Origin of the sequence: Cupriavidus sp. Met-2, assembly GCF_049843575.1 — a bacterium.
GTDB lineage: Bacteria > Pseudomonadota > Gammaproteobacteria > Burkholderiales > Burkholderiaceae > Cupriavidus > Cupriavidus metallidurans.
The window spans coordinates 240,563-261,730 of record NZ_JBBHZL010000002.1; the positions used below are offsets into that span (position 1 = coordinate 240,563).

Below are 21,168 nucleotides of genomic sequence, written 5' to 3' on the forward strand. Positions count from 1 at the left end.
TCGTCGGCGGCGCGGATGGCGCCAACCGCTCCCATCACGGCAATCACATCATGACCCGACTCCGCATCTCCGCCGCCGGCTACACCTTTATCGCCGATACCAACCCCGATGCGCCGCAGACCGTTGCCGCGTTCCTGAAGCTGCTGCCCTATCGCCAGAAGCTGATCCACGTACGCTGGAGTGGCGAGGGCTGCTGGATTCCATTGGGCGAGTTCAGGCTCGGTGTCGACTTCGAGAACCACACGAGCCATCCGTCCGTGGGCGACATCCTGTTCTACCCAGGCGGCTACAGCGAGACGGAGATCATCCTGGCCTACGGGAGCTGCTGCTTCGCCAGCAAGCTGGGACAACTGGCGGGCAACCACTTCCTGACCATCGTCGAGGGCAAGGAAAACCTGCGCGCCCTGGGCACCAAGGTGCTATGGGAAGGCGCCCAGGACGTCGTATTCGAACTGGCCTGACAGGTTCAGGCGGCGCCGGTGGACAACGCCAGCGTACGGAGCGCCGCCACCGGCTCGGGCGCATCTCGGCGGGAGAGCAGTACCACACGTGTCGTCGCGCCCGCATCGGACAGTGGCACAAACCGGACGCCATCGGGCCCGAACCACTGCATCGATTCCGGCACCACGGCTACGCCAAAGCCCGCCGCCACAAGAGATAGCTGCGAAAGCTTGCGCGAAATCGCACCGGCCGCCGTTGGATAGAAGCCGCTCGCCTGGCAAAGCTGCGCCACGCGGTAGCTGAGCCCGCCCCGCTCCGGGTGCGGCAGCGAGACAAACGGCATCTCTCGCAAGGCACTCAGCGTCAGCGATTCCCGTCGCGACATCGGATGATCGGCGCAGACAGCCACGACCAGGCGCTCCCCGGCCATCGGATCGATCTGGATGTTCGGGTAGCGGCGCAGTACCGGATCACGCGCCAACCCGAGGTCGGCACGGCCCTCCTCGATGTCGACCGATTGCTGCTCCGACGATGCCTGGGCAACTTCAAAGCGGGCGGCGGGATGGTCGGACTGCCAGCGATGCAACCAGCCGCAACGCTGCGGCGTCAGCACGACCGAACTCGAGTGGAGCAGGCGTATCGCATCGGCCCCACCACGCTGCACTTGGCGGGCCTGCACGGCTGCGCCGGCGAGGTCGGACAGAATGCGGCGCGCCGAATCGTAGAACGCCTGCCCCGCCGCCGTCGGCTCCACGTGCCGAGGCTTGCGCACCAGCAGTTCCACCTGCAGCGTCGCTTCCATGTCACGGATCTGCCGGCTCAGCGCCGATTGGGCGATGAACAGCCGTTCGGCCGCCAGGCTGAAATTGCCTGCGTCCACAATCTCGACGAAATAGCGCAACTGCTTCAGGGAGGGCGTCATAAGCATGAGTGTGCCACGCGCTTCATTGACTTTGGCTGCCATGCCGATTTGCGATGGCAGCGCACGGCATTTGCGATCGATCGGCCCGTCGCGCGGCGCTACGCTGAATCCTCTCCCAATCCCAGCCTCGCCGATGGACCTGTCCGCCCTGCTTCCCGACGTTTCTCTACCCGCCTATGCCACCATGAGCGCCGCGTTGGCCGTGGCGTACGTCATCTTCGGCATCGCCGGATTCGGCACGGCGCTGGTGGCAGCACCTGTGCTGGCCTATGTGATGCCCGTCGCGCAGATCGTGCCACTGCTGGCGTTAATGGACTGCTCGGCGGCACTTCTAAACCTGGCACGCGACGGACGCGCCGCCGATCGTACCGAGTTGCGGCGGCTGGTGCCATGCCTGCTCATTGGCAGCCTGATCGGCGCGGCACTGCTGCTGCGGATACGTGCCGACCTGCTGCCCGCCGTGCTGGGTGTCTTCGTCACGACGTATGCGATCTGGTCGTTGCTCGGCAAGCGGCCGGCCACGCGACTTTCCTCATCCGCCGCTGTGCCGTTCGGGTTGGTCGGTGGCATCTGCTCCGCAATGTTCGGTAGCGGTGGCTTTCTGTACGCGATCTATCTATCGAGCCGGCTCGACAAGGACGCCATGCGCGTCACCCAATCGACTTTGATTGGTTTGTCCACGCTGACGCGGCTGGTGCTGTTCCTGCTGGCGGGCGTTTATGCGCGCGCGGAACTGCTGAAGCTCGCGGTGGCACTGGCGCCGGCGATGATCGCTGGGCTGTGGGCCGGGCGCCAGATGACGCTGCGCATGTCGCGCGAGCAGTTCCTTCGCGTAGTGAACGTGATCGTATTGCTTTCAGGCAGCGCACTGGTCATTCGCGCCTGGCTGGCATGATCCGGCTCCTCGCGCATTAACGCCTCGCGCCCTATCTCCTCGCACGCTAACATGCCGGCATCGCGGACCCACTGTCGGGCCCACCCAAGCTGGAGATGCTCCCCGTATGTACATGATCTACTGGACCGAGGCCACCGCCGACGGTCTGGCGCCGCACGCGCAATCGTTCCCCGGCGATGCACTCAAGGATGCGCTGCAGTTCGCGGAGGCGCTACGACGTCGCCAGTTTGCCGGCGAGCCGGTCAGCTTTGTCACGCTCTGCTCGGAAAATCCAAACTCGGTCGGCAAGCCGGGCGCGGCTGACCCGCCGCCCGACTACGAATGGAAGAAGCGCAGGCCGTAGCGGCCTGCTGCCAGCCCCCAAACCCTCAGTTCGTCATCACCCCTTGCCCGCCTTCCGGGGCCCGGACACGGAACCACGCCGCGTACAGCGCGGGCAGGAACAACAGCGTCAGCACCGTGGCGACGATCAGGCCACCCATGATCGCGGCGGCCATTGGCCCCCAGAACGTCGAACGCGACAGGGGAATCATCGCCAGCACCGCCGCTGCGGCGGTCAGCATGATCGGGCGGGCCCGACGCACCGCTGACTCGACGATGGCCTGCCACGGCGGAATGCCCGCCTTGATGTCCTGCTCGATCTGATCAACCAGAATCACCGAGTTGCGGATAATCATACCCAGCAGCGCGGTAATGCCCAACTGGGCGACAAACCCCATCGGCGCGTGCAGGAGCAACAGCGTCGCCGCCGCGCCAATCAGGCCCAGCGGGCCGGTCAGGAACACCATCACCGAACGCGAGAAGCTGTGCAACTGCAGCATCAGCAACGTGAAGATCAGGAAAATGCACAGCGGCAGTTGCGCGGCGATCGACGCGCCGGCCTTGCCGCTTTCCTCCTGCGCGCCCGCGATCGTGATGCGGTAACCGGGCGGCAGGCTGGCGCGGATCGCGTCGAGCTTCGGATCGATCTGCGCGGTCACGGTCGGCCCCTGGATGCCATCGACGATGTCGGACTGCACGGTAACGCCGAAGTCACGATTCTCGCGCCAGAGCACGCCGGGCTCTGATTTCAGCGTCACACGCGCCACCTGCGTCAGCGGCACGGCGCGGCCCGTGCTGGTCGGCACCAGGATGTTGTTCAGGTCCGACATCGTGTCGCGCTCGCTTTTCGGCGTGCGCATGACGATATCGATCAGCTTGTCCGCGTCGCGATACTGGCCAACCGGCACGCCAGTCAGCACCGCCTGCGTGGCGCGGGCAATCGCGTTGGTGGTCACACCGAGCGCACGTGCCTTGTCCTGGTCAAGCTCGAGACGCAGCATCTTCACGTTCTCGTTCCAGTTGTCGTTGACGCCGACCGTGTTCGGATTGGCTGCCATGATGGCCCGCACCTGATCCGCCGCCTTGCGCACCCCGGCGGCATCCGGACCAATCACCCGGAACTGCACCGGGTAGGCAACGGGTGGCCCGTTTGGCAGCAGCTTCACACGGCCCCGGAGTTGTGGGAACTCCGCGGCCAGCACCTGCTCGATGCGCTTGCGCAGCACGTCGCGTTGCTCCGCGTCCGCCGGCATCACGATCAGCTGCGCCACGTTCGACTGCGGCAGGATCTGGTCCAGCGGCAGGTAGAAGCGCGGCGCGCCGGTACCAATGAACGTGGTCAGGCTGCCCACGGCCTTGTCGCGCCGCATCGCCACTTCGAAGCGCTTGGCTTCGGCCTCGGTCTGCACAAAGCTCGTGCCTTCCGGCATCCAGAGTTCGACCATCAACTCGGGGCGGCTCGAATCGGGAAAGAACTGCTTCTCAACGAACTTGAACGCGAACAGCCCCAGCGCGAACGCCGCCAGCGTGACCACGATCACGGTCTTGCGCCACGTGACGCACCAGTTCACCAGCGCACGGAAGCGCGCGTAGAACGGCGTATCGAACACCTCGTGATGGCCGCCGTCGCTCGGGCGCGTCTTGAGCAGCAGATAGCCCAGGTACGGTGTGAAGTAGACCGCCGCCAGCCAGGACAACACCAATGCCAGCGCCGTCACGGCGAAGATCGCGAACGTGTATTCGCCAACGGTCGAGCGCGCCAGCCCCACGGGCAGGAAGCCCGCCGCCGTAATCAGCGTGCCGGTCAGCATCGGCATTGCCGTGGACGTGTAGGCAAACGTGGCGGCCTCCATCTTGGAGAAGCCTTCCTCCAGCTTGCGCACCATCATTTCGACGGCGATGATCGCGTCGTCCACCAACAGGCCCAGCGCGATGATCAGCGCGCCAAGTGATATCTTGTGGAGCCCGATGCCGAATATGTTCATGAACAGGAACGTCACGGCCAGCACCAGCGGAATCGTCAGCGCCACCACGAGTCCCGGACGTACGTCGAGCCGTAACGGCCGCGTATGGAGCCCGAGCGAGACAAAGCTCACACCCAGCACGATCACAACGGCCTCAATCAGCACCCGCACGAACTCGCCCACGGAGTGCTTCACGGCTTGCGGCTGATCCTGGACCTGATCCATCTCGATGCCGACCGGCAACTGGTTGCGCAGGCCATCGACCACGCGGCGCAGTTCCTTGCCCAGCGCGATGATGTCCCCGCCCTTCTCCATCGAAATACCCAGGCCGATCACATCCTTGCCGTTGAAACGCATCCGGCTCACCGGAGGATCGACATACCCGCGATAGACGTGCGCGATGTCACCCAGCCGAATGTTGGCGATGCCGTTCGGCCCGCGCAGGACCAGGTTCTTCAGGTCTTCCACCCCGCCAAGCTGCCCGGTGATGCGGATCTGCAGGTTGTCGGTCGGCGTCACAAGGACACCGCTACCCGTGGGATTGTTCTGTTCGGCGATCTGGTTGGCGATCGCGTTGATGTCCAGCCCAAGCTGCGCGAAGCGTGCCTGATTGAACTCGACATAGAGCTTCTCGTCCTGCAGCCCCAGCAGGGACACCTTGGCCACGGCGGGGATGCGCAGCATCTCCTGCCGCACGAGATCCGCATACTCGCGCAGTTCCTTGTAAGTGAAGCCGTCGGCCGACAGCGCATAGATCGAGCCGTACACATCGCCGAACTCATCATTGAAGAACGGCCCACGCACGCCCTGTGGCAGCGTCGGCTGGATGTCGCCAATCTTCTTGCGCACCGTGTACCAGATCTGCGCAGTGTCCTTGGCCGGCGCGTTGTCGGCCAGCTGGAAGATCACCGTGGTCTCGCCCGGCTTCGAGAAGCTGCGGATCTTGTCCGCGTATGGCACTTCCTGAAGCTGCCGTTCGATCTTGTCGGTCACCTGCACGGCGATCTGCTCGGCGGTAGCGCCGGGCCAGAGCGCCTGCACGACCATCACGCGGAACGTGAACGGCGGATCTTCGTCCTGCCCGAGCTGGAAGAAGGCCAACAGGCCGCCCAGCAGCAGCACAACGAGCAGGTAGCGGGTCAGCGGCTGGTGCTCAAGCGCCCAGCGCGACAGGTTGAAGCGGGAATGGTCCATGCGCCGCCCTCAGCCCAGGCGCCTATCCAGCGCGGCCAGCGGCGCGCCAGGATTCGAGGCCGGCTGCGCCGGAGCGATGCTCTGCATCGGCCTGACCTTCTGCCCCGGCCTGAGCAGGTGCACACCCGCCGTGACGATGACCTGACCCGGCTTCAGACCGCTTCGCACTTCTATCAGGTTGCCGTCGGCGTTGCCGAGCATCACCGGCACCGGGTTGACCGTGCCACCCGTGCCCTTGCCGCCGGAATCCGGTTGATAGACCCAGACCTGATTGCTGCCGTTGTTCTGCAGCAGGGCCGTCAGCGGAATGCGAATCGCGGCACTGTCGCCAGATCGGACAAAGGTCACCACGGCGGTCATGCCGATGCGCAGGTCAGCCGGCGGATTGGGCACGCTGACACGCGTCGGGTACGTCCGCGTCACCGTATCGGCAGCTGCGGAAATCTCGCGAACCCGTCCCGGCAGCACGCGATCCGGTTCCGACCAGGTGCGAATCGTGACTTCGGTAATGCCACGCAGCATGTCGACCTGATCTTCCGGCAGGCCGATCGCCACTTCCTTCTCGGCCGTCTGCGCCACACGGATCACCGGCTGGCCCGGTGTAACGACCTGCCCCACCTCGGTGTCGATCGCGGTCACCACGCCATCGGCGTCGGCGGTCAGCACCGCATAGCCGGTCTGGTTCGCCTGATTGCGCAGATTGGCCTGGGCCTGCTCCAGCTTCGAAGCGGCCGAATCGTAGGTGGCCTGGCGGCGGTGCTGCTCGGCGGCACTGATAAATCCCTTGGCCGCGAGTTCGTTGTAGCGCTTGAGATCGGACGCCGCGAGATCGCGGTCGGTCTTGGCCGCGTCGTACTGGGCACGCGCGCCGGCTTCCGCCAGCCCCAGGTCGGTCGGATCAAGGCGGGCCAGCGGCTGACCCTTGCGCACAGTGGCACCCACGTCCACCAGACGGGCGGCGATCTTTCCGCCCACGCGGAAACCCAGGCGCGACTCCACACGCGGGCGCACCTCGCCGGAGAATTCAAAGGCCGTCTTGCCCCCTGCCGGGTTCAGTTGCAGCAACCGCACCGGCCGCACGTATTCGACCGATTCCGCCTGCTTGCCGCAGCCAGCCAGCATCAAGGCAGTCGAAAGCGCAAGCATGGCCAGCCCCGCGGCGATGGGCCGGGCGGCACGGCGTCCGCGCCGACGTTCCGGCAGCGGCGCGAGAGAACGAACTTCAGCGTCTACGGCCGCAACTTCCGGCCCGGCGTAATGCACTGGCATGGACAAGCGATATCTGGTCGGTGGAACGGGTGCAGCCGGTGGCCCTCGCCTGACGGCGAGCGACTCTCTGGAATGCGTCTTTGGGATAACTTTCAGGCATCTGCGCGGATGTCTGGGGCCAAGGGAAGAAATTAATAACTGGCCGGTCAGTAATATACTGATCACCCTCGAGTGCGTCAAACGGCGGATGACGAACAGGAGTATCGTGCGACGAAAGGTCCGCAGGCGAGCGTCAGCGGGCGCCTGAAGGCGCCGGCGGCTTCGCCCGGTGCTACAATCCGCGCCTTTGGCGCCGCCCCCGCCGCCCCACATTCAAAGAGATTGGCGTGACGCCCGATCAGTATTGCCAGGACAAGGCCGCCCAGAGCGGCTCCAGCTTCTACTACAGTAGCCTGCTTCTCCCCTCCGACCGCCGCAACGCCCTGACCGCGCTGCAAGCCTGGCGCCAGGAACTCGATGCCATCGTCAACGAGAACCATGACGCCGGCGTAGCCCATCAGCGCCTGGACTGGTGGCGCGCGGAATTGCGCCGCCTGTACGACGGGGGGGCAGCCCACCCGGTCAGCCAGGCGCTGCAGCCGCATCTGGATGCGCTGCCGCAGGCCGAAATGGCCGAGATGCTCGCCGCCACCGAGATGGATTTGGCGCAATCGCGCTATCTGGACGAGATCGGACTGGTTCGATACTGCCAGGCCTCGGGCGGCACGTTCGGCAAGCTGACGGCCCGCGTGCTTGGCCACACCGACCCGCGCACGCTCGATGCCGCGGAACAGCTCGGGCTGTCCTTGCAGCGGGTGCGCATCGTGATGGATGTCGGTGGCGACGCGCGCCATGGTCGCATCTATATTCCTGTCGATACGCTGCAACGCTTCGAAGTGCCCGCCGCGGACATCCTCCAGTCGCGTCATTCGGACCGCTTTGTCGCGCTGATGCGGGAACAGGCCACAAAAGCCCGCGCGCTGTATGGCGAAGCGCTGGCCGCATTGCCGCGCGCCGATCGTCGGTCCCAGCGTGCCCAGCTGGCCTTCGCGGCCATTCAGCACGCTCTTCTGGATGAAATCGAAGCCAGCGACTTCCAGGTCCTGAACCAGCGCATCGATCTGACGCCGATGCGCAAGCTCTGGATTGCCTGGAAAACCTGGCTGAAGAATGGCTAACCCCCGGCTTCGTTCTGCTTTTCTGCCTTTCTGCTTTCTGCCCTACTGTCGTTGACGCCATGACCATCGCCACCCCTTCCCTCGGCCAGTCGATCCTCGAACGCGCCGAAGCCCTTGCCCGCTTCTCGGATATGGAGGATGGCCTGACCTGCGCCTTTCTGACGCCCGCCCACCGCCAGGCACAAGCGCAGTTGGCACGGTGGATGGAGGATGCCGGCATGACGGTAAGGATCGACGCGATCGGCAACGTGATTGGCCGTTACGCCGCCGATTCGGCCACGGCCAATCCGAAGGTGCTGATGACGGGCTCGCACTTCGACACGGTGCGCAATGGCGGCCGCTATGACGGCAGGCTCGGCATCCTGCTGCCAATTGCCGTCGTTGGCGCGCTGCGCGATGCCGGCATCCGCCTGCCCTATCACTTCGAAGTGGTTGGATTTGCCGAGGAAGAAGGCCTGCGTTTCAAGACCAGCTTTCTGGCCAGTAGCGTGCTGGCGGGACGCTTCGACCCCGCGCTGCTCGACCGCGCTGACGTGGATGGCGTGACGATGCGCGAGGCGCTGGCCGACTCCGGCCTGCCCGGCGCCGGCGACATCGACGCCTTGCGCGCTGCGGCGGTCGATCCGTCGACACTGGCTGGCTTTGTCGAAGTCCATATCGAACAGGGCCCGGTGCTGCTCAATCGCGGATTGCCGCTCGGCATCGTGACCCAGATTGCCGGAAGCAGCCGCTTCCAGGTACGCGTGGAGGGCCTGGCCAGCCACGCTGGCACCACGCCGATGGATATGCGCCGCGATGCCGCGACGGGTGCCGCCGAAATGATCCTGCTCGTGGAGTCTCGCTGCGCCCAGGTGCCGACGCTGGTGGGAACGGTGGGCCAGCTTCAGGTGCCGAACGGGTCAAGCAACGTGATTCCGGCCGCGTGCGTGTTCTCGATGGACATTCGCGCCGGCGAAGACGGCATCCGCGAGGCCGCCATCGCCGATATCGTCGCCGGGATCGAGCGGATTGCCGCAAAGCGCGGCCTGCAGGCCAGCGTGGAGCGCGTGACGCCGGTCAACAATGCGCCCTGCGCGCGCTGGCTGATGGATCAATTCGGCGCGGTGCTGAAAAAGCGTGGCCATGAAGTGTTCGAACTGCCTTCAGGCGCAGGCCACGATGCGATGATGATGCACCGCATCATCGATGTGGCGATGCTGTTCGTCCGATGCGGCAATGGCGGTATCAGCCACAACCCGCTCGAGACGATCACCGAGGAAGACGCGCAACAGGCAGCCGAAGTTTTCGTGGACTTCCTGCGGCATTTCCGGGTGAAAGACTGAGCGGACTGAGCTGACTGGGCCTCGGGGGCGCGGTACGGCAGGCCGCGCAACGACGCCAGGATCACTCTGAAGCGGTTGCTCAGCCGCCTTGGTACATCTCGCGGCTGAGATCGTAGAGATTCTTGCGTAACGTCTTGCGCTCGTCAGGCGACAGGCGGGGATTGCCACCGCGCTGACCCTGCCGCGTGGCGCGGTCGGCCATGTCCCGTTCGGACTCGGCCTTGTCGGACCGCCGGCCGGACGAGCGACCCCGCTCCGAGGCCTGGCCGTTGCCGCCCTGGGCGCTGGATGAGGACTGGCTTTTCGATGTATGAAGCAGATGTGCCATGCCCGCCGACTGGGCCAGCGCCACGCCGGATGCAGCCGTAATCAGCAGGGTCAGGCCAGCCAGACATGCTGCTCGCGCGTACGTCGCGCGCCGCAGGGTATGCCCAGGCCGGATTCGCTTCACTTTCATTGGATAATGGCGGTTTCGACGGCACCCCGACCGCCTGCCATCCAGCATCAACTGGGGGGAGGCTGCGTGGCCCCTGCCGTCGACAAGGGGCGCGGGATGCCCGTGGTGGCCGTTCCTGAAATTGGACCAAAAATCGGCATCAGGAATACGGTTTGCGGAGTGTAAATGCACAAAAGGTGCACGCCGCCATACCACAGGGTAAAGTATGTAACGTTTTGTTAAGCCATTTTGAGCGAAAGCGATAGTCGCTAAGATACCGCCATGGAAAATACCAGCCACAAGATTCTCGTCGTGGACGACGACCCGCGCCTGCGCGATCTTCTACGCCGCTATCTCGGCGAGCAGGGCTTCACGGTCCTCGTGGCGGAAAACGCCACGGCCATGAATAAGCTCTGGCTGCGCGAGCGTTTCGACCTGCTGGTGCTGGACCTGATGATGCCGGGCGAGGACGGCCTTTCCATCTGCCGCCGCCTGCGAGGCGCCAACGACCAGACCCCGATCATCATGCTCACCGCCAAGGGTGAGGACGTGGACCGTATCGTCGGCCTGGAAATGGGCGCGGACGACTATCTGCCCAAGCCCTTCAACCCGCGTGAACTGATCGCGCGGATTCACGCCGTGCTGCGCCGCAAGGGTCCCGCCGAAGTGCCTGGCGCCCCGTCGGAAACCCCGGAAACGTTCGCCTTCGGCGATTTCGTACTCAACCTGGCCACGCGTACGCTGACCAAGAACGACGAGGAAATCACGCTCACCACGGGCGAGTTCTCGGTGCTCAAGGTTTTCGCGCGCCACCCACGCCAGCCGCTCTCGCGCGAAAAGCTCATGGAAATGGCACGCGGCCGCGAGTACGAAGTCTTCGACCGCAGCCTGGACGTGCAGATTTCTCGCCTGCGCAAGCTGATCGAGCCGGATCCGGGTAACCCGCGCTTCATCCAGACGGTCTGGGGCCTGGGTTATGTCTTTATCCCCGATGGCGTGAAGTAATTCCGGTCGCACCTCACAGCTTCATCGTGGCGACCGCTCTCGGCCGTACCGCAACGCGGTTCTTTGGTTCGCTCTTCTGGCGAACCTTCATGCTGATCGCCCTGTTGCTGGCGATCTCGCTGGGTATCTGGTTCCAGAGCTACCGGCTCTTCGAACGCGCGCCGCGTGCCCAGCAGATCGCCATGCAGGTAGTCAGCGTGGTCAAGCTCACCCGCGCGGCCCTGCTCTACTCGGACCCGGCTCGTCGCCGGTTCCTTCTGCTCGACCTCGTCCAGAACGAGGGCATCAAGGTCTATCCGCGCGAGAAGGACGATGACTTCGCCGCGCCCACGGCCAACCCGTTCCTGACACAACTCGTGCAACAGGAGATTCGCGGCCGCCTGGGCGAAGACACGGTCATCGCGACCACGGTCAACGACATTCCCGGCGTGTGGGTCAGCTTCGAAATCGAAGGCGACGACTACTGGGTCGCCATCAGCCCAGAACGATTCGAGCGCGTGCCAGGCATCCAGTGGCTCTGGTGGAGTATCGCGGCGCTGATGCTGTCGATCATCGGCGCGGCATTCATCACCGCGCGCGTCAACTATCCGCTCAAACGACTGGCCAACGCCGCGCGCCAGATCGGGTCCGGTGGCGATCCGCCGCCGCTGCGCGAACAGGGCGCAAGCGAAGTGGCGCAGGCCAACCGCAGCTTCAACCAGATGGTGCACGACCTGCGTCAGCTCGATGACGACCGTGTAGTGATGCTGGCAGGTATCTCGCACGATCTGCGCACGCCGCTCACCCGCCTGCGGCTGGAAACCGAAATGTCCCCCGTGGACAACGTCACCCGCGACGCGATGATCGCCGACATCGAACAAATGGACGCGATCATCGGCCAGTTCCTGAACTATGCCCGGCCAGGGCAGGAAGTCGTGGAACCGGTCGATCTGTCGACGCTCGTGCAAGAGTCCGTCGGCGTCTATGCCGCGCATGACGACGTGCGCATCCACGTGCGATCGAACGGCCCGGTGATGGCCATGGCCAACCGCATGGAAATCCAGCGCATTCTCGACAACCTCGTGGAGAACGCGCGGCGCTACGCCAAGGACGAAGAGACCGGCATGGCCGAAGTGGAGATCTCCACGCGCGTCGAGGACAAGGATGCGTTGCTGGTCGTGGCGGACAACGGCATGGGCGTGCCAGACGAAGAACTGTCGCTGCTGACGCGCCCGTTCTACCGGCTCGACGCCGCCCGCAGCGAGGCCAAGGGGGCCGGCCTGGGCATGTCCATCGTCAACCGCATCCTGCAGCGCAACGGCGGCAGGCTGGTCCTTGCCAACCGTCCGGCGCCCAAGTCCGGGCTGGTGGTCAGCGCAATCTTCCGGCGCGCCTGAGCGCCATCTCGCGAAAATCGCCGCGAATGTATTCGATGCGGCGCATTGACAGGTTTTCGACAGCAAACGATAGGGTTTTGTAAGCTCGTTGACAGGCGATTGACAGCGATTCAGCGCACACTTCCGCCCATCGACAGGTCCGATGCATACCGTTGCATCCCTAGCCATGGCACCACCTGCCGCAACCCCAAACGCCCTGGCTGCCCACACCGAAAACATACCGCCGGTCAACCGGCGGTGATCGAGAGACAGTCATGTCCAGCACTACCCAGTCACAACACGGATTCCGCACCGTGTTCCGCGTTGTCAGCGGCAACTTCCTGGAAATGTACGACTTCATGGTCTATGGCTTTTACGCTGCAGCCATCGCCCGTACGTTCTTTCCTTCGGATAATGAATTCGCATCGCTGATGCTCTCGCTGGCCACGTTCGGCGCGGGCTTCCTGATGCGACCATTGGGCGCCATCATCCTGGGCGCCTATATCGATCACCATGGCCGTCGCAAGGGCCTGATCCTCACACTGATCCTGATGGCGGCCGGCACGCTGCTCATTGCGGTAGTGCCAGGATACGCGGCGATCGGCGTGGCCGCGCCGCTGCTGGTCCTGTTCGGACGACTGCTGCAAGGCTTCTCCGCAGGCGTGGAACTGGGCGGTGTATCGGTATATCTGTCCGAGATCGCCAAGCCCGGCAAGAAAGGCTTCTACGTGGCATGGCAATCGGCCAGCCAGCAGGTAGCCGTGATCTTCGCGGGCCTGCTCGGCGTGATCCTGCACGCCACACTGGCGCCGGCGCAGATGGATAGCTGGGGCTGGCGTGTGCCGTTCCTGATCGGCTGCCTGATCGTGCCGTTCCTGTTCATCATCCGCCGCTCGCTCGAGGAGACCGAGGAGTTCCGCACGCGCAAGCATCGTCCGAGCGTGAACGAGATCTATCGTTCGATGCTCGACAACTGGGGCATCATCATCGCCGGCTGCATGATGGTGGTGATGACCACGGTGTCGTTCTACATGATCACCGCCTACACGCCGACCTTCGGCAAGACCGTGCTGAAGCTCGACGACGTGGACAACCTGATCGTCACGATGTGCGTCGGCCTGTCGAACTTTATCTGGCTGCCGCTGATGGGCGCGGTGTCCGACCGCATTGGCCGCAAGCCGCTGCTGGTGTTCTTCACGATCGCCACGCTGGTGACCGCCTACCCCGCCGTTTCGTGGCTGGTGGCCGCCCCGTCGTTCGAACGCCTGCTGATGGTGGAGCTGTGGCTCTCCTTCCTGTACGGCAGCTATAACGGCGCAATGGTCGTCACGCTGACCGAAGTCATGCCGCCCGCCGTGCGCACCGCCGGCTTCTCGCTGGCATACAGCCTGGCCACGGCACTGTTCGGCGGCTTTACGCCAGCGATCTCGACCTACCTGATCCACGCCACGGGCAACAAGGCCGCGCCGGGTCTGTGGCTGATGTTCGCCGCCGCATGCGGTCTGGTTGCCACGATCATCATCTTCCGCACACGTCGCGAGCAGTCCGCGCTGAGCGCCGCATAACATCACGTGGCACGTATCGCGCGTCACCTGACGCCACACGCCGCCTTCACATTCCTGCCAAATCGCATAGCAGGCAAGCGTGAAGGCGGCGTGACCCGTTTCAGATCCCTCTGAATTTCTACGGTGTCCCCGTCAGGCGCGTCCGCGCATGGCATACTCCCCCGTGCTTCGTCTCTCCCCCTAGGCGCTGCCTATCGGGCTGTTTGAGAATATCAATTGGCCGCAGCGCCTCCGACGACGCATAATCCCCCTTTGTTGCACTCGCACAAGTGACATTTCCATTGCATCAGGGAACTCGCCATGCGAATGCGCGCCTCATTCTGTTCAACCGTATCAGGAGAAGTGTATGAAGACCGTTGGTGACAAGCTCGAAGCCTTCCACGTCGTTGGCGTCAAGCCCGGTTTCAACAACCACGAAGAGAACGGCCAGTCGGCGTTTGAAGACATCACCGAAAAGTCGTTCGAAGGCAAGTGGAAGGTCATCTACTTCTACCCGAAGGACTTCACGTTCGTGTGCCCGACCGAAATCGTGGCCTTCGCGAAGCTGAACGGCGACTTCGCCGATCGTGACGCGATCGTGCTGGGTGGCTCGACCGACAACGAGTTCGTGAAGCTGGCATGGCGTCGCGAACACAAGGACCTGAACAAGCTGAACCAGTGGCAATTCGCCGACGTGACCGGTTCGCTGGTGGATCAACTGGGCGTGCGCGACCAGGCCGCCGGTGTTGCGCTGCGCGCCACGTTCATCGTCGACCCGGACAACACGATCCAGCACGTTTCGGTGAACAACCTGAACGTCGGCCGTAACCCGGAAGAAGTCCTGCGTATCCTGGACGGTCTGCAAACGGACGAACTCTGCCCGTGCAACCGTGCAGTTGGTGGCGCCACGCTGTAATCGGCCTGCCTGCCAGTCGCCTCGAGCAAACTGGCGCATCAAGCGTGAAAGGGCCAGCGCCCTTTCACGTCGAAACCCGCTCCGTGCGGGTTTTTTGAGCCCTCGACGATAGGAGAAATAAATGGAATTCCTCAGCACGATCAAGAATTTGATCCCTGACTATGCAAAGGACATCCGTCTGAACGTGGACGGCACGATTGCACGCTCGTCGCTGGAAGGCAACGACGCGGTTGGCGTGGCGCTTGCGGCCGCTTTTGCCGCCAAGAGCAAGGTCCTGGTCGATGCCATCCGCAATGCGAACGTGCTGTCGCCGGAAGAAGTCAACGGCGCGCTGACGGCCGCCGCGCTGATGGGGATGAACAACCTCTGGTATCCCTATGTCGAGATGGCCGAGGACCCCGATCTGGCCAGCCAGCCCGCAGGCCTGCGCATGAACGCCTATGCCACCCATGGTGGCGTGGACAAGCGGCGCTTCGAGATGTACGCGCTGGCCGCATCGGTCATCGGCAAGTGCCATTTCTGCATCAAGTCGCACTACCAACTGCTGAAGACCGAGCAAGGCATGACTGCTCAGCAACTGCGCGACGTAGGCCGCATCGCCGCGGTGATCGGCGCTGCTGCGAATGTGATCGCTGCCGAGTAATCCGGGAGGTACGCGGGTAAATCACCTGCGTGACGGATGCAAGCCGGCGCGCGCCCTCACGGGTGCCGCCGGCTTTTCCTTTGCTGCGCGGCGAACGTGAATACACACGCATCGTGGAAAAGTCACACATCAGACATCGTTGTACCGATGCATTTGTGCACCGGACGGCCTACAATCCACCCAAGGCCACGTCATCGTTACCGCCATGAGCACCCTGCCTTCGCAAAATTCGCCCCGCTTCCGGTTTCGCCTGGCCGCGACCTACGACTGGGGCGATATCGCCGCCGTCACGCAACATGCCTACGGGCAATATGAGCTCGAAATCATGGAGGACTGTCGCGCATCGTTCCAGCGCGGCATGCAATCCGTGCTGGCCGCCAAGGACAACCCGGACATGGAGTGGTGGGTCGCGGAGACCGACCATGGCATCAGCGGCGCGGTGCTGTTCTGCCACCCCGACGCAACTGTGCCGGCCCTCGACGGCAGCATGGTCACGCTCACGCAGCCCGAAGCGCGCCTGCTATCGGTCAGCCCGCAGGCACGGGGACTTGGACTGGGGCACCGGCTGATGCAGATCTGCATCCAGCGTGCGCGCGACATCGGGTCGAAGACGCTGGTCTGCCGCACCATGCCGGAAATGGATTCCGCCAACCGTCTGTGCCAGCAGATGGGATTCGAGAAACGCACGGAAGCTGGCGCGCGTCACGGCGCGATGGCGCGGCTGATCGACTACGTCTATCCGATCACCGCCGAAACGGCGGAAGCTACAGCGCCGAAGGCCTGACGGCCAACGGCGCGATTTCAGACTTCAGGCGACAAGCTCAGTCTTGGGCGTCGCCGTTGCGGCGGTAGATCAGTACCGCCGCCTGCGCCACGATCCCCTCCTCCTTTCCTTCGAAGCCCAGTTTCTCGTTGGTCTTCGCCTTCACGTTGCAGCGCGTGACGGGCAGGCCGAGATCTTCCGCGAGATTGGCCACCATGCCGCTGATATGCGGCGCCAGCTTGGGCTTCTGCGCGATGACCGTGGCGTCGACGTTGCCGATCTCGTAACCGGCTTCGCGCACACGACGGACCGCCTCACGCAGCAATACCCGGCTGTCGGCGCCAGCGAAATTCGGATCGGTATCGGGAAAGTGGCGACCAATATCGCCCAGCGCCGCGGCACCGAACAACGCATCTGTCACGGCATGCAGCAGCGCGTCGGCATCGGAATGACCGAGCAGTCCACGATCGTGTGGAATGTCCACGCCACCGAGGATCAGCTTGCGGCCCGGCACCAGGGCGTGAACGTCATAGCCTTGGCCAATGCGGATATCGAACGGGTTCAATGCGGCTCCTTTGTCTGGATGGATCACGTTTGTCACGTGTTGGAAGTCGGTGTGCCAGTGCGCAACAGTACGTCCGCCAGCGCGAAATCCTCGGGGTATGTCACCTTGAAGTTGCGCAGCGAACCATTCACCAGGCGCGGATGCAGTCCAAGCCGCTCGATCGCACTCGCCTCGTCGGTCACCACCGCGCCCGCGGCCAGCGCATCCTCCAGCGCATGGCGCAGCACGCCGATTCGGAACATCTGCGGTGTCTGGGCTTGCCACAGTCCTTCGCGCGGCACGGTGGCGCCGATGCGGGCAGCGGCGTCGGCACGCTTGAGCGTGTCCGGCACCGGCACGGCAAGAATGCCGCCGATCGGCTCGCTGGCGGCATCGTCGGACTCGACAGCGCGCACAAGTGTGTCGATCATCGCGGGCGTCAGGCCGGGCCGGGCCGCATCGTGCACGAGCACCCAGTCGGTATCCACTGCGCCCATGGTCCCAAGATGATGGAGACCGGCGAGTACCGAGGCATGGCGGGAATCACCGCCGACGAACGCTGTATCGAAGCGGAGCCCGGCAAAGGCGGCAGCGCCGAAACGGGACTCGAGCGGCATGTCGTCGGGGGCCAGCACCAGCGCGGTGGCACTGATGGCATCGCAAGCGGAAAAGGCGGCCAGCGCATACCAAAGCATCGGCCGTCCGGCCACGGTCTGGTACTGCTTCTGGATGGGGCCTCCGGCACGACTGCCGGTACCGGCACAGGGAATCAGGGCGAAGCGGCGATCTGACACGGATTTGCGGGAGATGGAATATCGGAAACCGGCCGGCAAACCGGCCGGGGTGCATTCTATAATACGGCCCTCGCCCGCCGCCATCTGGCACTGCCGATGCAGTGGGCATGAACCATGATCCTCGCCCGTGAACAGTTCCGGGCCCCGCCCGTCACACGGCAACAAGGGGCCCTCGCAAACGCCGGCGGGGTGTTGTCGTTTCAAGCGCCTCTGCTGCCAATGCCTGACAACCACGCCGCTTTTCCGTTCGCCAGCTTCCCCTTGATCAAACCGGGTCTGCGTCATGCCGTCAACGGCCTGACCGGTTCCGCCGACGCGCTCGCGGTCGCTGCCTATGCGCGGCAGCATCGCCGCAGCGCGCCGATGGTGGCCGTCGTCTGTGCCCATGCCGTCGATGCGCAGCGTCTGGCCGAAGAGATCCCCTGGTTCGCCCCGGAACTGCGCGTGCGTCTGCTGCCGGACTGGGAAACGCTGCCGTACGACAGCTTCTCGCCGCACCAGGACCTGGTCTCCGAGCGTCTGGCGACCCTGCACGACATCCAGGGTGGTCAGTGCGACGTGATGCTCGTGCCCGCGTCGACCGCCCTCTATCGGCTGGCGCCACCCGCGTTTCTGGCGGCCTACACGTTCTTCTTCAAGCAGGGGGCCAAGCTCGACGAAGCGGCCTTGAAGGCGCAATTCACGCTGGCCGGCTATGAGCACGTGAGCGCCGTGATGCGCCCCGGCGAATACAGCGTGCGCGGCGGCCTGATCGACCTGTATCCGATGGGGTCGGCCCTGCCGTACCGGATCGACCTGTTCGGCGACGAGATCGAAACCATCCGGGCATTCGATCCCGACTCGCAGCGCAGCCTGTATCCGGTCAAGGAAGTCCGCCTGCTGCCCGGCCGCGAGTTCCCGCTCGATGAAACCGCGCGCACCGCCTTCCGGGGCCGTTGGCGCGAACTATTCGAGGGCGACCCGACCAAATCGCCGATTTACAAGGACATCGGCAATGGCGTGCCGTCGGCCGGTATCGAGTACTACCTTCCGCTGTTCTTCGAGCAAAGCGCGACGCTGTTCGACTATCTGCCCGAAGGCACCCAGCTTGCCTTCTCGGGCAATGTGGACGAGGCCATTCGCCGCTTCTGGGCCGACACCACCCAGCGCTACAACTTCATGCGTCATGACCGCGAGCGGCCGCTACTGCCGCCAGCGGACCTGTTCCTGTCAGAAGAACAGTTCTTCGTCGGCGCAAAGCCGCTGGCGCGACTGGTACTGCAGCGGGATGCCGCGCCTGCCGACGCGCCCGCCTTCGCCGGACACCTGCCCGATGTATCGGTCAATCGACGCGCTGAAGATCCGCTGGTCAACCTGGAATCGCTGCTGCTCAACAAGGCCACGCGCGTGCTGATGTGCGCCGACTCGGCTGGCCGACGCGAGACGCTGTTGCAGTTGTTCGCGGAAAGCGGCCTGCGTCCGATGATCGTCGACGACTTCGCCGCCTTCCTGGCGGGCGATTCGCATTTCTCGATCGCGGTGGCACCGCTGCAGACCGGCTTCGCGCTGCCGTCGGCGCAGATGGCATTCGTGACCGAGGCCGAACTCTACGCCGGCACGGCACGCCGCTCGGGCCGGCGCAAGCAGGAACAGGCGAGTACTGTCGATGCGATGGTGCGCGACTTGGCCGAACTCAAGATCGGCGACCCCGTCGTGCATAGCGAGCATGGCATTGGCCGCTACCAGGGTCTGGTCACGTTGGACATGGGCCAGGGCGACGAGGAATTCCTGCACCTGGACTACGACAAAGGCAGCAAGCTCTATGTGCCCGTGCATCAGTTGCATGTGATTTCGCGCTATTCGGGCGCCGATCCGGAGACGGCCCCGCTGCATTCGCTGGGCACGGGCCAGTGGGACAAGGCCAAACGCCGAGCCGCGCAGCAGATCCGCGATACGGCCGCCGAACTGCTGAACCTGTACGCGCGCCGCGCCCTGCGTGAGGGCTTTGCCTTCCCGTTGCAGCCCAAGGACTACGAGGCATTTGCCGAGAGCTTCGGCTTCGAGGAAACGCCTGACCAGGCCGCGGCCATCGCCGCCGTGATCGCCGACATGACGTCGGGCAAGCCGATGGACCGGCTGGTCTGCGGCGACGTCGGCTTCGGCAAGACCGAGGTCGCGCTGCGCGCGGCGTTCGTGGCGGTGCTGGGCGGCAAGCAGGTCGCCATGCTCGCGCCGACCACGCTGCTGGCCGAGCAGCATTTCCAGACGCTGTCCGACCGTTTTGCCGAATGGCCAGTGCGTATCGTCGAGTTGTCACGTTTCAAGACGAAGAAGGAAATCGACGCCGCGATCAAGCAGATCAACGAAGGCACCGTCGATATCGTGATTGGCACGCACAAGCTGCTGTCCGATGAGGTGAAGTTCCAGCGCCTGGGGCTCGTGATCATCGACGAGGAACACCGCTTTGGTGTGCGCCAGAAGGAAGCGCTGAAGACACTGCGCGCCGAGGTCGACGTGCTGACGCTGACCGCCACGCCGATCCCGCGCACGCTGGGCATGGCACTGGAGGGCCTGCGCGATTTTTCTGTGATCGCCACCGCGCCGCAGAAGCGACTGGCCATCAAGACCTTCGTCCGGCGCGAGGAAGACGGCGTGATCCGCGAAGCCATCCTGCGCGAGCTGAAGCGCGGTGGTCAGGTCTACTTCCTGCACAACGAAGTGGAGACGATCGAGAACAAGCGCGCCAAGCTGGCCGAACTGGTGCCGGAGGCCCGTATCGCCGTGGCCCATGGCCAGATGCACGAGCGCGAACTCGAACGCGTGATGCGAGACTTCGTCTCGCGTCGCGACAACATCCTGCTCTGCACGACGATTATCGAAACCGGTATCGACGTGCCGACGGCCAACACCATCCTGATCCATCGCGCCGACAAGTTCGGTCTGGCCCAGCTTCATCAGTTGCGCGGCCGTGTGGGCCGTTCGCACCACCAGGCCTACGCATATCTGCTCGTGCATGATGTCGAGGGGCTGACGCGCCAGGCGCAACGCCGGCTCGAGGCCATCCAGCAGATGGAGGAACTGGGTTCCGGCTTCTATCTGGCCATGCACGATCTGGAAATCCGTGGCGCCGGCGAGGTGCTGGGCGACAAGCAGTCAGGCGAAATCCACGAAATTGGATTCCAGCTCTATACGGACATGCTCAATGCCGCCGTGAAATCGCTGAAGGCCGGCAAGGAGCCGGACCTGATGGCACCGCTGGCCGCCACTACAGAGATCAACCTCGGCACGCCTGCCCTGCTGCCAAATGATTACTGCGCGGATGTCCACGAACGCCTGTCGATCTACAAGCGCCTGGCCAACTGCGAGGCCGGCGAGCGCGTCGACGACATCCAGGAGGAGCTGATCGACCGCTTCGGCCGGCTGCCCTCGCAGGCGCAGGCATTGATCGAGACGCACCGGCTACGTATCGCCGCGGCGCCGCTGGGCGTACGCAAGATCGACGCGGGCGAAGCCACGGTCAGCATGCAGTTCGTGCCGAATCCGCCGATCGACGCCATCCGCATCATCGACCTCGTGCAGAAGAATCGGCATATCAAGCTGGCCGGCCAGGACAAGCTGCGTATCGAGGCAAAGATGCCCGACGTGGCTACCCGCGCGCAAACCATCAAGCACACGCTGCGCCAGTTGGCCTGATGCCGGGCCAG

Annotated in this window: 18 protein-coding genes; 12 read left to right on the forward strand and 6 right to left on the reverse strand. The window is 64.3% G+C overall.

The features are described 5' to 3' along the window. Positions 1 to 50: 50 nt before the first annotated feature. Positions 51 to 461: a DUF3830 family protein gene (locus WD006_RS06375; RefSeq protein WP_008651568.1), complete on the forward strand. Its 411-nt coding sequence runs from the start codon at positions 51 to 53 to the stop codon at positions 459 to 461. 5 nt (positions 462 to 466) lie between these two features. On the opposite strand, the gene WD006_RS06380 is transcribed toward WD006_RS06375, so the two are convergent. Continuing rightward, a complete protein-coding gene (locus WD006_RS06380) occupies positions 467 to 1,405 on the reverse strand; it encodes a LysR family transcriptional regulator (protein WP_227874035.1) in 939 nt (312 codons plus the stop codon). Between WD006_RS06380 and WD006_RS06385 the strand changes: the two genes are divergently transcribed. Further along, positions 1,404 to 2,258 carry a sulfite exporter TauE/SafE family protein gene (locus WD006_RS06385; RefSeq protein WP_196765217.1) on the forward strand — a complete coding sequence of 285 codons (855 nt, stop codon included), beginning with the start codon at positions 1,404 to 1,406 and terminating at the stop codon, positions 2,256 to 2,258. The two genes, WD006_RS06380 and WD006_RS06385, sit on opposite strands and share 2 nt — an antisense overlap. A 106-nt stretch (positions 2,259 to 2,364) precedes the next feature. Further along, positions 2,365 to 2,601, forward strand: coding sequence for a hypothetical protein (locus tag WD006_RS06390; protein ID WP_008651565.1), 237 nt, complete (start codon positions 2,365 to 2,367; stop codon positions 2,599 to 2,601). 25 nt (positions 2,602 to 2,626) lie between these two features. Here WD006_RS06390 and WD006_RS06395 read toward each other — a convergent pair whose 3' ends face one another. Then, a complete protein-coding gene (locus tag WD006_RS06395) occupies positions 2,627 to 5,737 on the reverse strand; it encodes an efflux RND transporter permease subunit (protein ID WP_011516670.1) in 3,111 nt (1,036 codons plus the stop codon). Positions 5,738 to 5,746: 9 nt separating this feature from the next. Next, positions 5,747 to 7,006 carry an efflux RND transporter periplasmic adaptor subunit gene (locus WD006_RS06400; RefSeq protein WP_035822548.1) on the reverse strand — a complete coding sequence of 420 codons (1,260 nt, stop codon included), beginning with the start codon at positions 7,004 to 7,006 and terminating at the stop codon, positions 5,747 to 5,749. A 326-nt stretch (positions 7,007 to 7,332) separates the two neighbouring features. Here WD006_RS06400 and hpnD point away from each other — a divergent pair, with 326 nt between their 5' ends. Continuing rightward, on the forward strand, positions 7,333 to 8,163 hold the full coding sequence (gene hpnD / locus WD006_RS06405) for a presqualene diphosphate synthase HpnD (RefSeq protein WP_029307728.1): 831 nt from the start codon (positions 7,333 to 7,335) through the stop codon (positions 8,161 to 8,163). Between the two features lie 59 nt (positions 8,164 to 8,222). Next, positions 8,223 to 9,485, forward strand: coding sequence for a Zn-dependent hydrolase (locus WD006_RS06410; RefSeq protein ID WP_029307727.1), 1,263 nt, complete (start codon positions 8,223 to 8,225; stop codon positions 9,483 to 9,485). A 79-nt stretch (positions 9,486 to 9,564) separates the two neighbouring features. Here the strand turns inward: WD006_RS06410 and WD006_RS06415 are convergent, their stop codons facing one another. Then, positions 9,565 to 9,942, reverse strand: coding sequence for a hypothetical protein (locus tag WD006_RS06415; RefSeq protein WP_029307726.1), 378 nt, complete (start codon positions 9,940 to 9,942; stop codon positions 9,565 to 9,567). Positions 9,943 to 10,203: 261 nt separating this feature from the next. On the opposite strand from WD006_RS06415, the gene ompR reads away from it, so the two are divergent. The 6 genes from ompR to WD006_RS06445 all read left to right on the forward strand — a co-directional run bounded on the left by ompR (position 10,204) and on the right by WD006_RS06445 (position 16,168). Beyond that, positions 10,204 to 10,926, forward strand: a complete 723-nt coding sequence (ompR, locus tag WD006_RS06420; protein WP_006576352.1) for a two-component system response regulator OmpR — start codon at positions 10,204 to 10,206, stop codon at positions 10,924 to 10,926. Positions 10,927 to 10,952: 26 nt separating this feature from the next. After that, positions 10,953 to 12,302 carry an ATP-binding protein gene (locus tag WD006_RS06425; protein ID WP_011516675.1) on the forward strand — a complete coding sequence of 450 codons (1,350 nt, stop codon included), beginning with the start codon at positions 10,953 to 10,955 and terminating at the stop codon, positions 12,300 to 12,302. Between the two features lie 254 nt (positions 12,303 to 12,556). After that, positions 12,557 to 13,846, forward strand: coding sequence for an MFS transporter (locus tag WD006_RS06430; protein WP_011516677.1), 1,290 nt, complete (start codon positions 12,557 to 12,559; stop codon positions 13,844 to 13,846). Between the two features lie 346 nt (positions 13,847 to 14,192). Further along, complete coding sequence (locus tag WD006_RS06435; protein ID WP_008651557.1) at positions 14,193 to 14,741, forward strand: peroxiredoxin; 549 nt, start codon at positions 14,193 to 14,195, stop codon at positions 14,739 to 14,741. A gap of 121 nt (positions 14,742 to 14,862) precedes the next feature. Then, positions 14,863 to 15,384 (forward strand): carboxymuconolactone decarboxylase family protein, encoded by a 522-nt coding sequence (locus tag WD006_RS06440; RefSeq protein ID WP_011516678.1) that lies wholly within the window; start codon positions 14,863 to 14,865, stop codon positions 15,382 to 15,384. A gap of 205 nt (positions 15,385 to 15,589) precedes the next feature. After that, the gene (locus WD006_RS06445) at positions 15,590 to 16,168 is read left to right on the forward strand and encodes a GNAT family N-acetyltransferase (RefSeq protein WP_011516679.1); all 579 of its coding nucleotides are present in this window, start codon (positions 15,590 to 15,592) and stop codon (positions 16,166 to 16,168) included. Positions 16,169 to 16,205: 37 nt separating this feature from the next. On the opposite strand, the gene ispF is transcribed toward WD006_RS06445, so the two are convergent. Together ispF and ispD are read right to left on the reverse strand one after the other, a co-directional pair. Then, a complete protein-coding gene (gene ispF, locus WD006_RS06450; protein WP_011516680.1) occupies positions 16,206 to 16,712 on the reverse strand; it encodes a 2-C-methyl-D-erythritol 2,4-cyclodiphosphate synthase in 507 nt (168 codons plus the stop codon). 32 nt (positions 16,713 to 16,744) lie between these two features. Beyond that, positions 16,745 to 17,569, reverse strand: a complete 825-nt coding sequence (gene ispD / locus WD006_RS06455; RefSeq protein WP_008651553.1) for a 2-C-methyl-D-erythritol 4-phosphate cytidylyltransferase — start codon at positions 17,567 to 17,569, stop codon at positions 16,745 to 16,747. Positions 17,570 to 17,704: 135 nt separating this feature from the next. Here ispD and mfd point away from each other — a divergent pair, with 135 nt between their 5' ends. Beyond that, entirely contained in the window at positions 17,705 to 21,157 is a 3,453-nt protein-coding gene (gene mfd, locus WD006_RS06460; RefSeq protein WP_008651552.1) for a transcription-repair coupling factor, read from the forward strand. Positions 21,158 to 21,168: the final 11 nt, after the last annotated feature.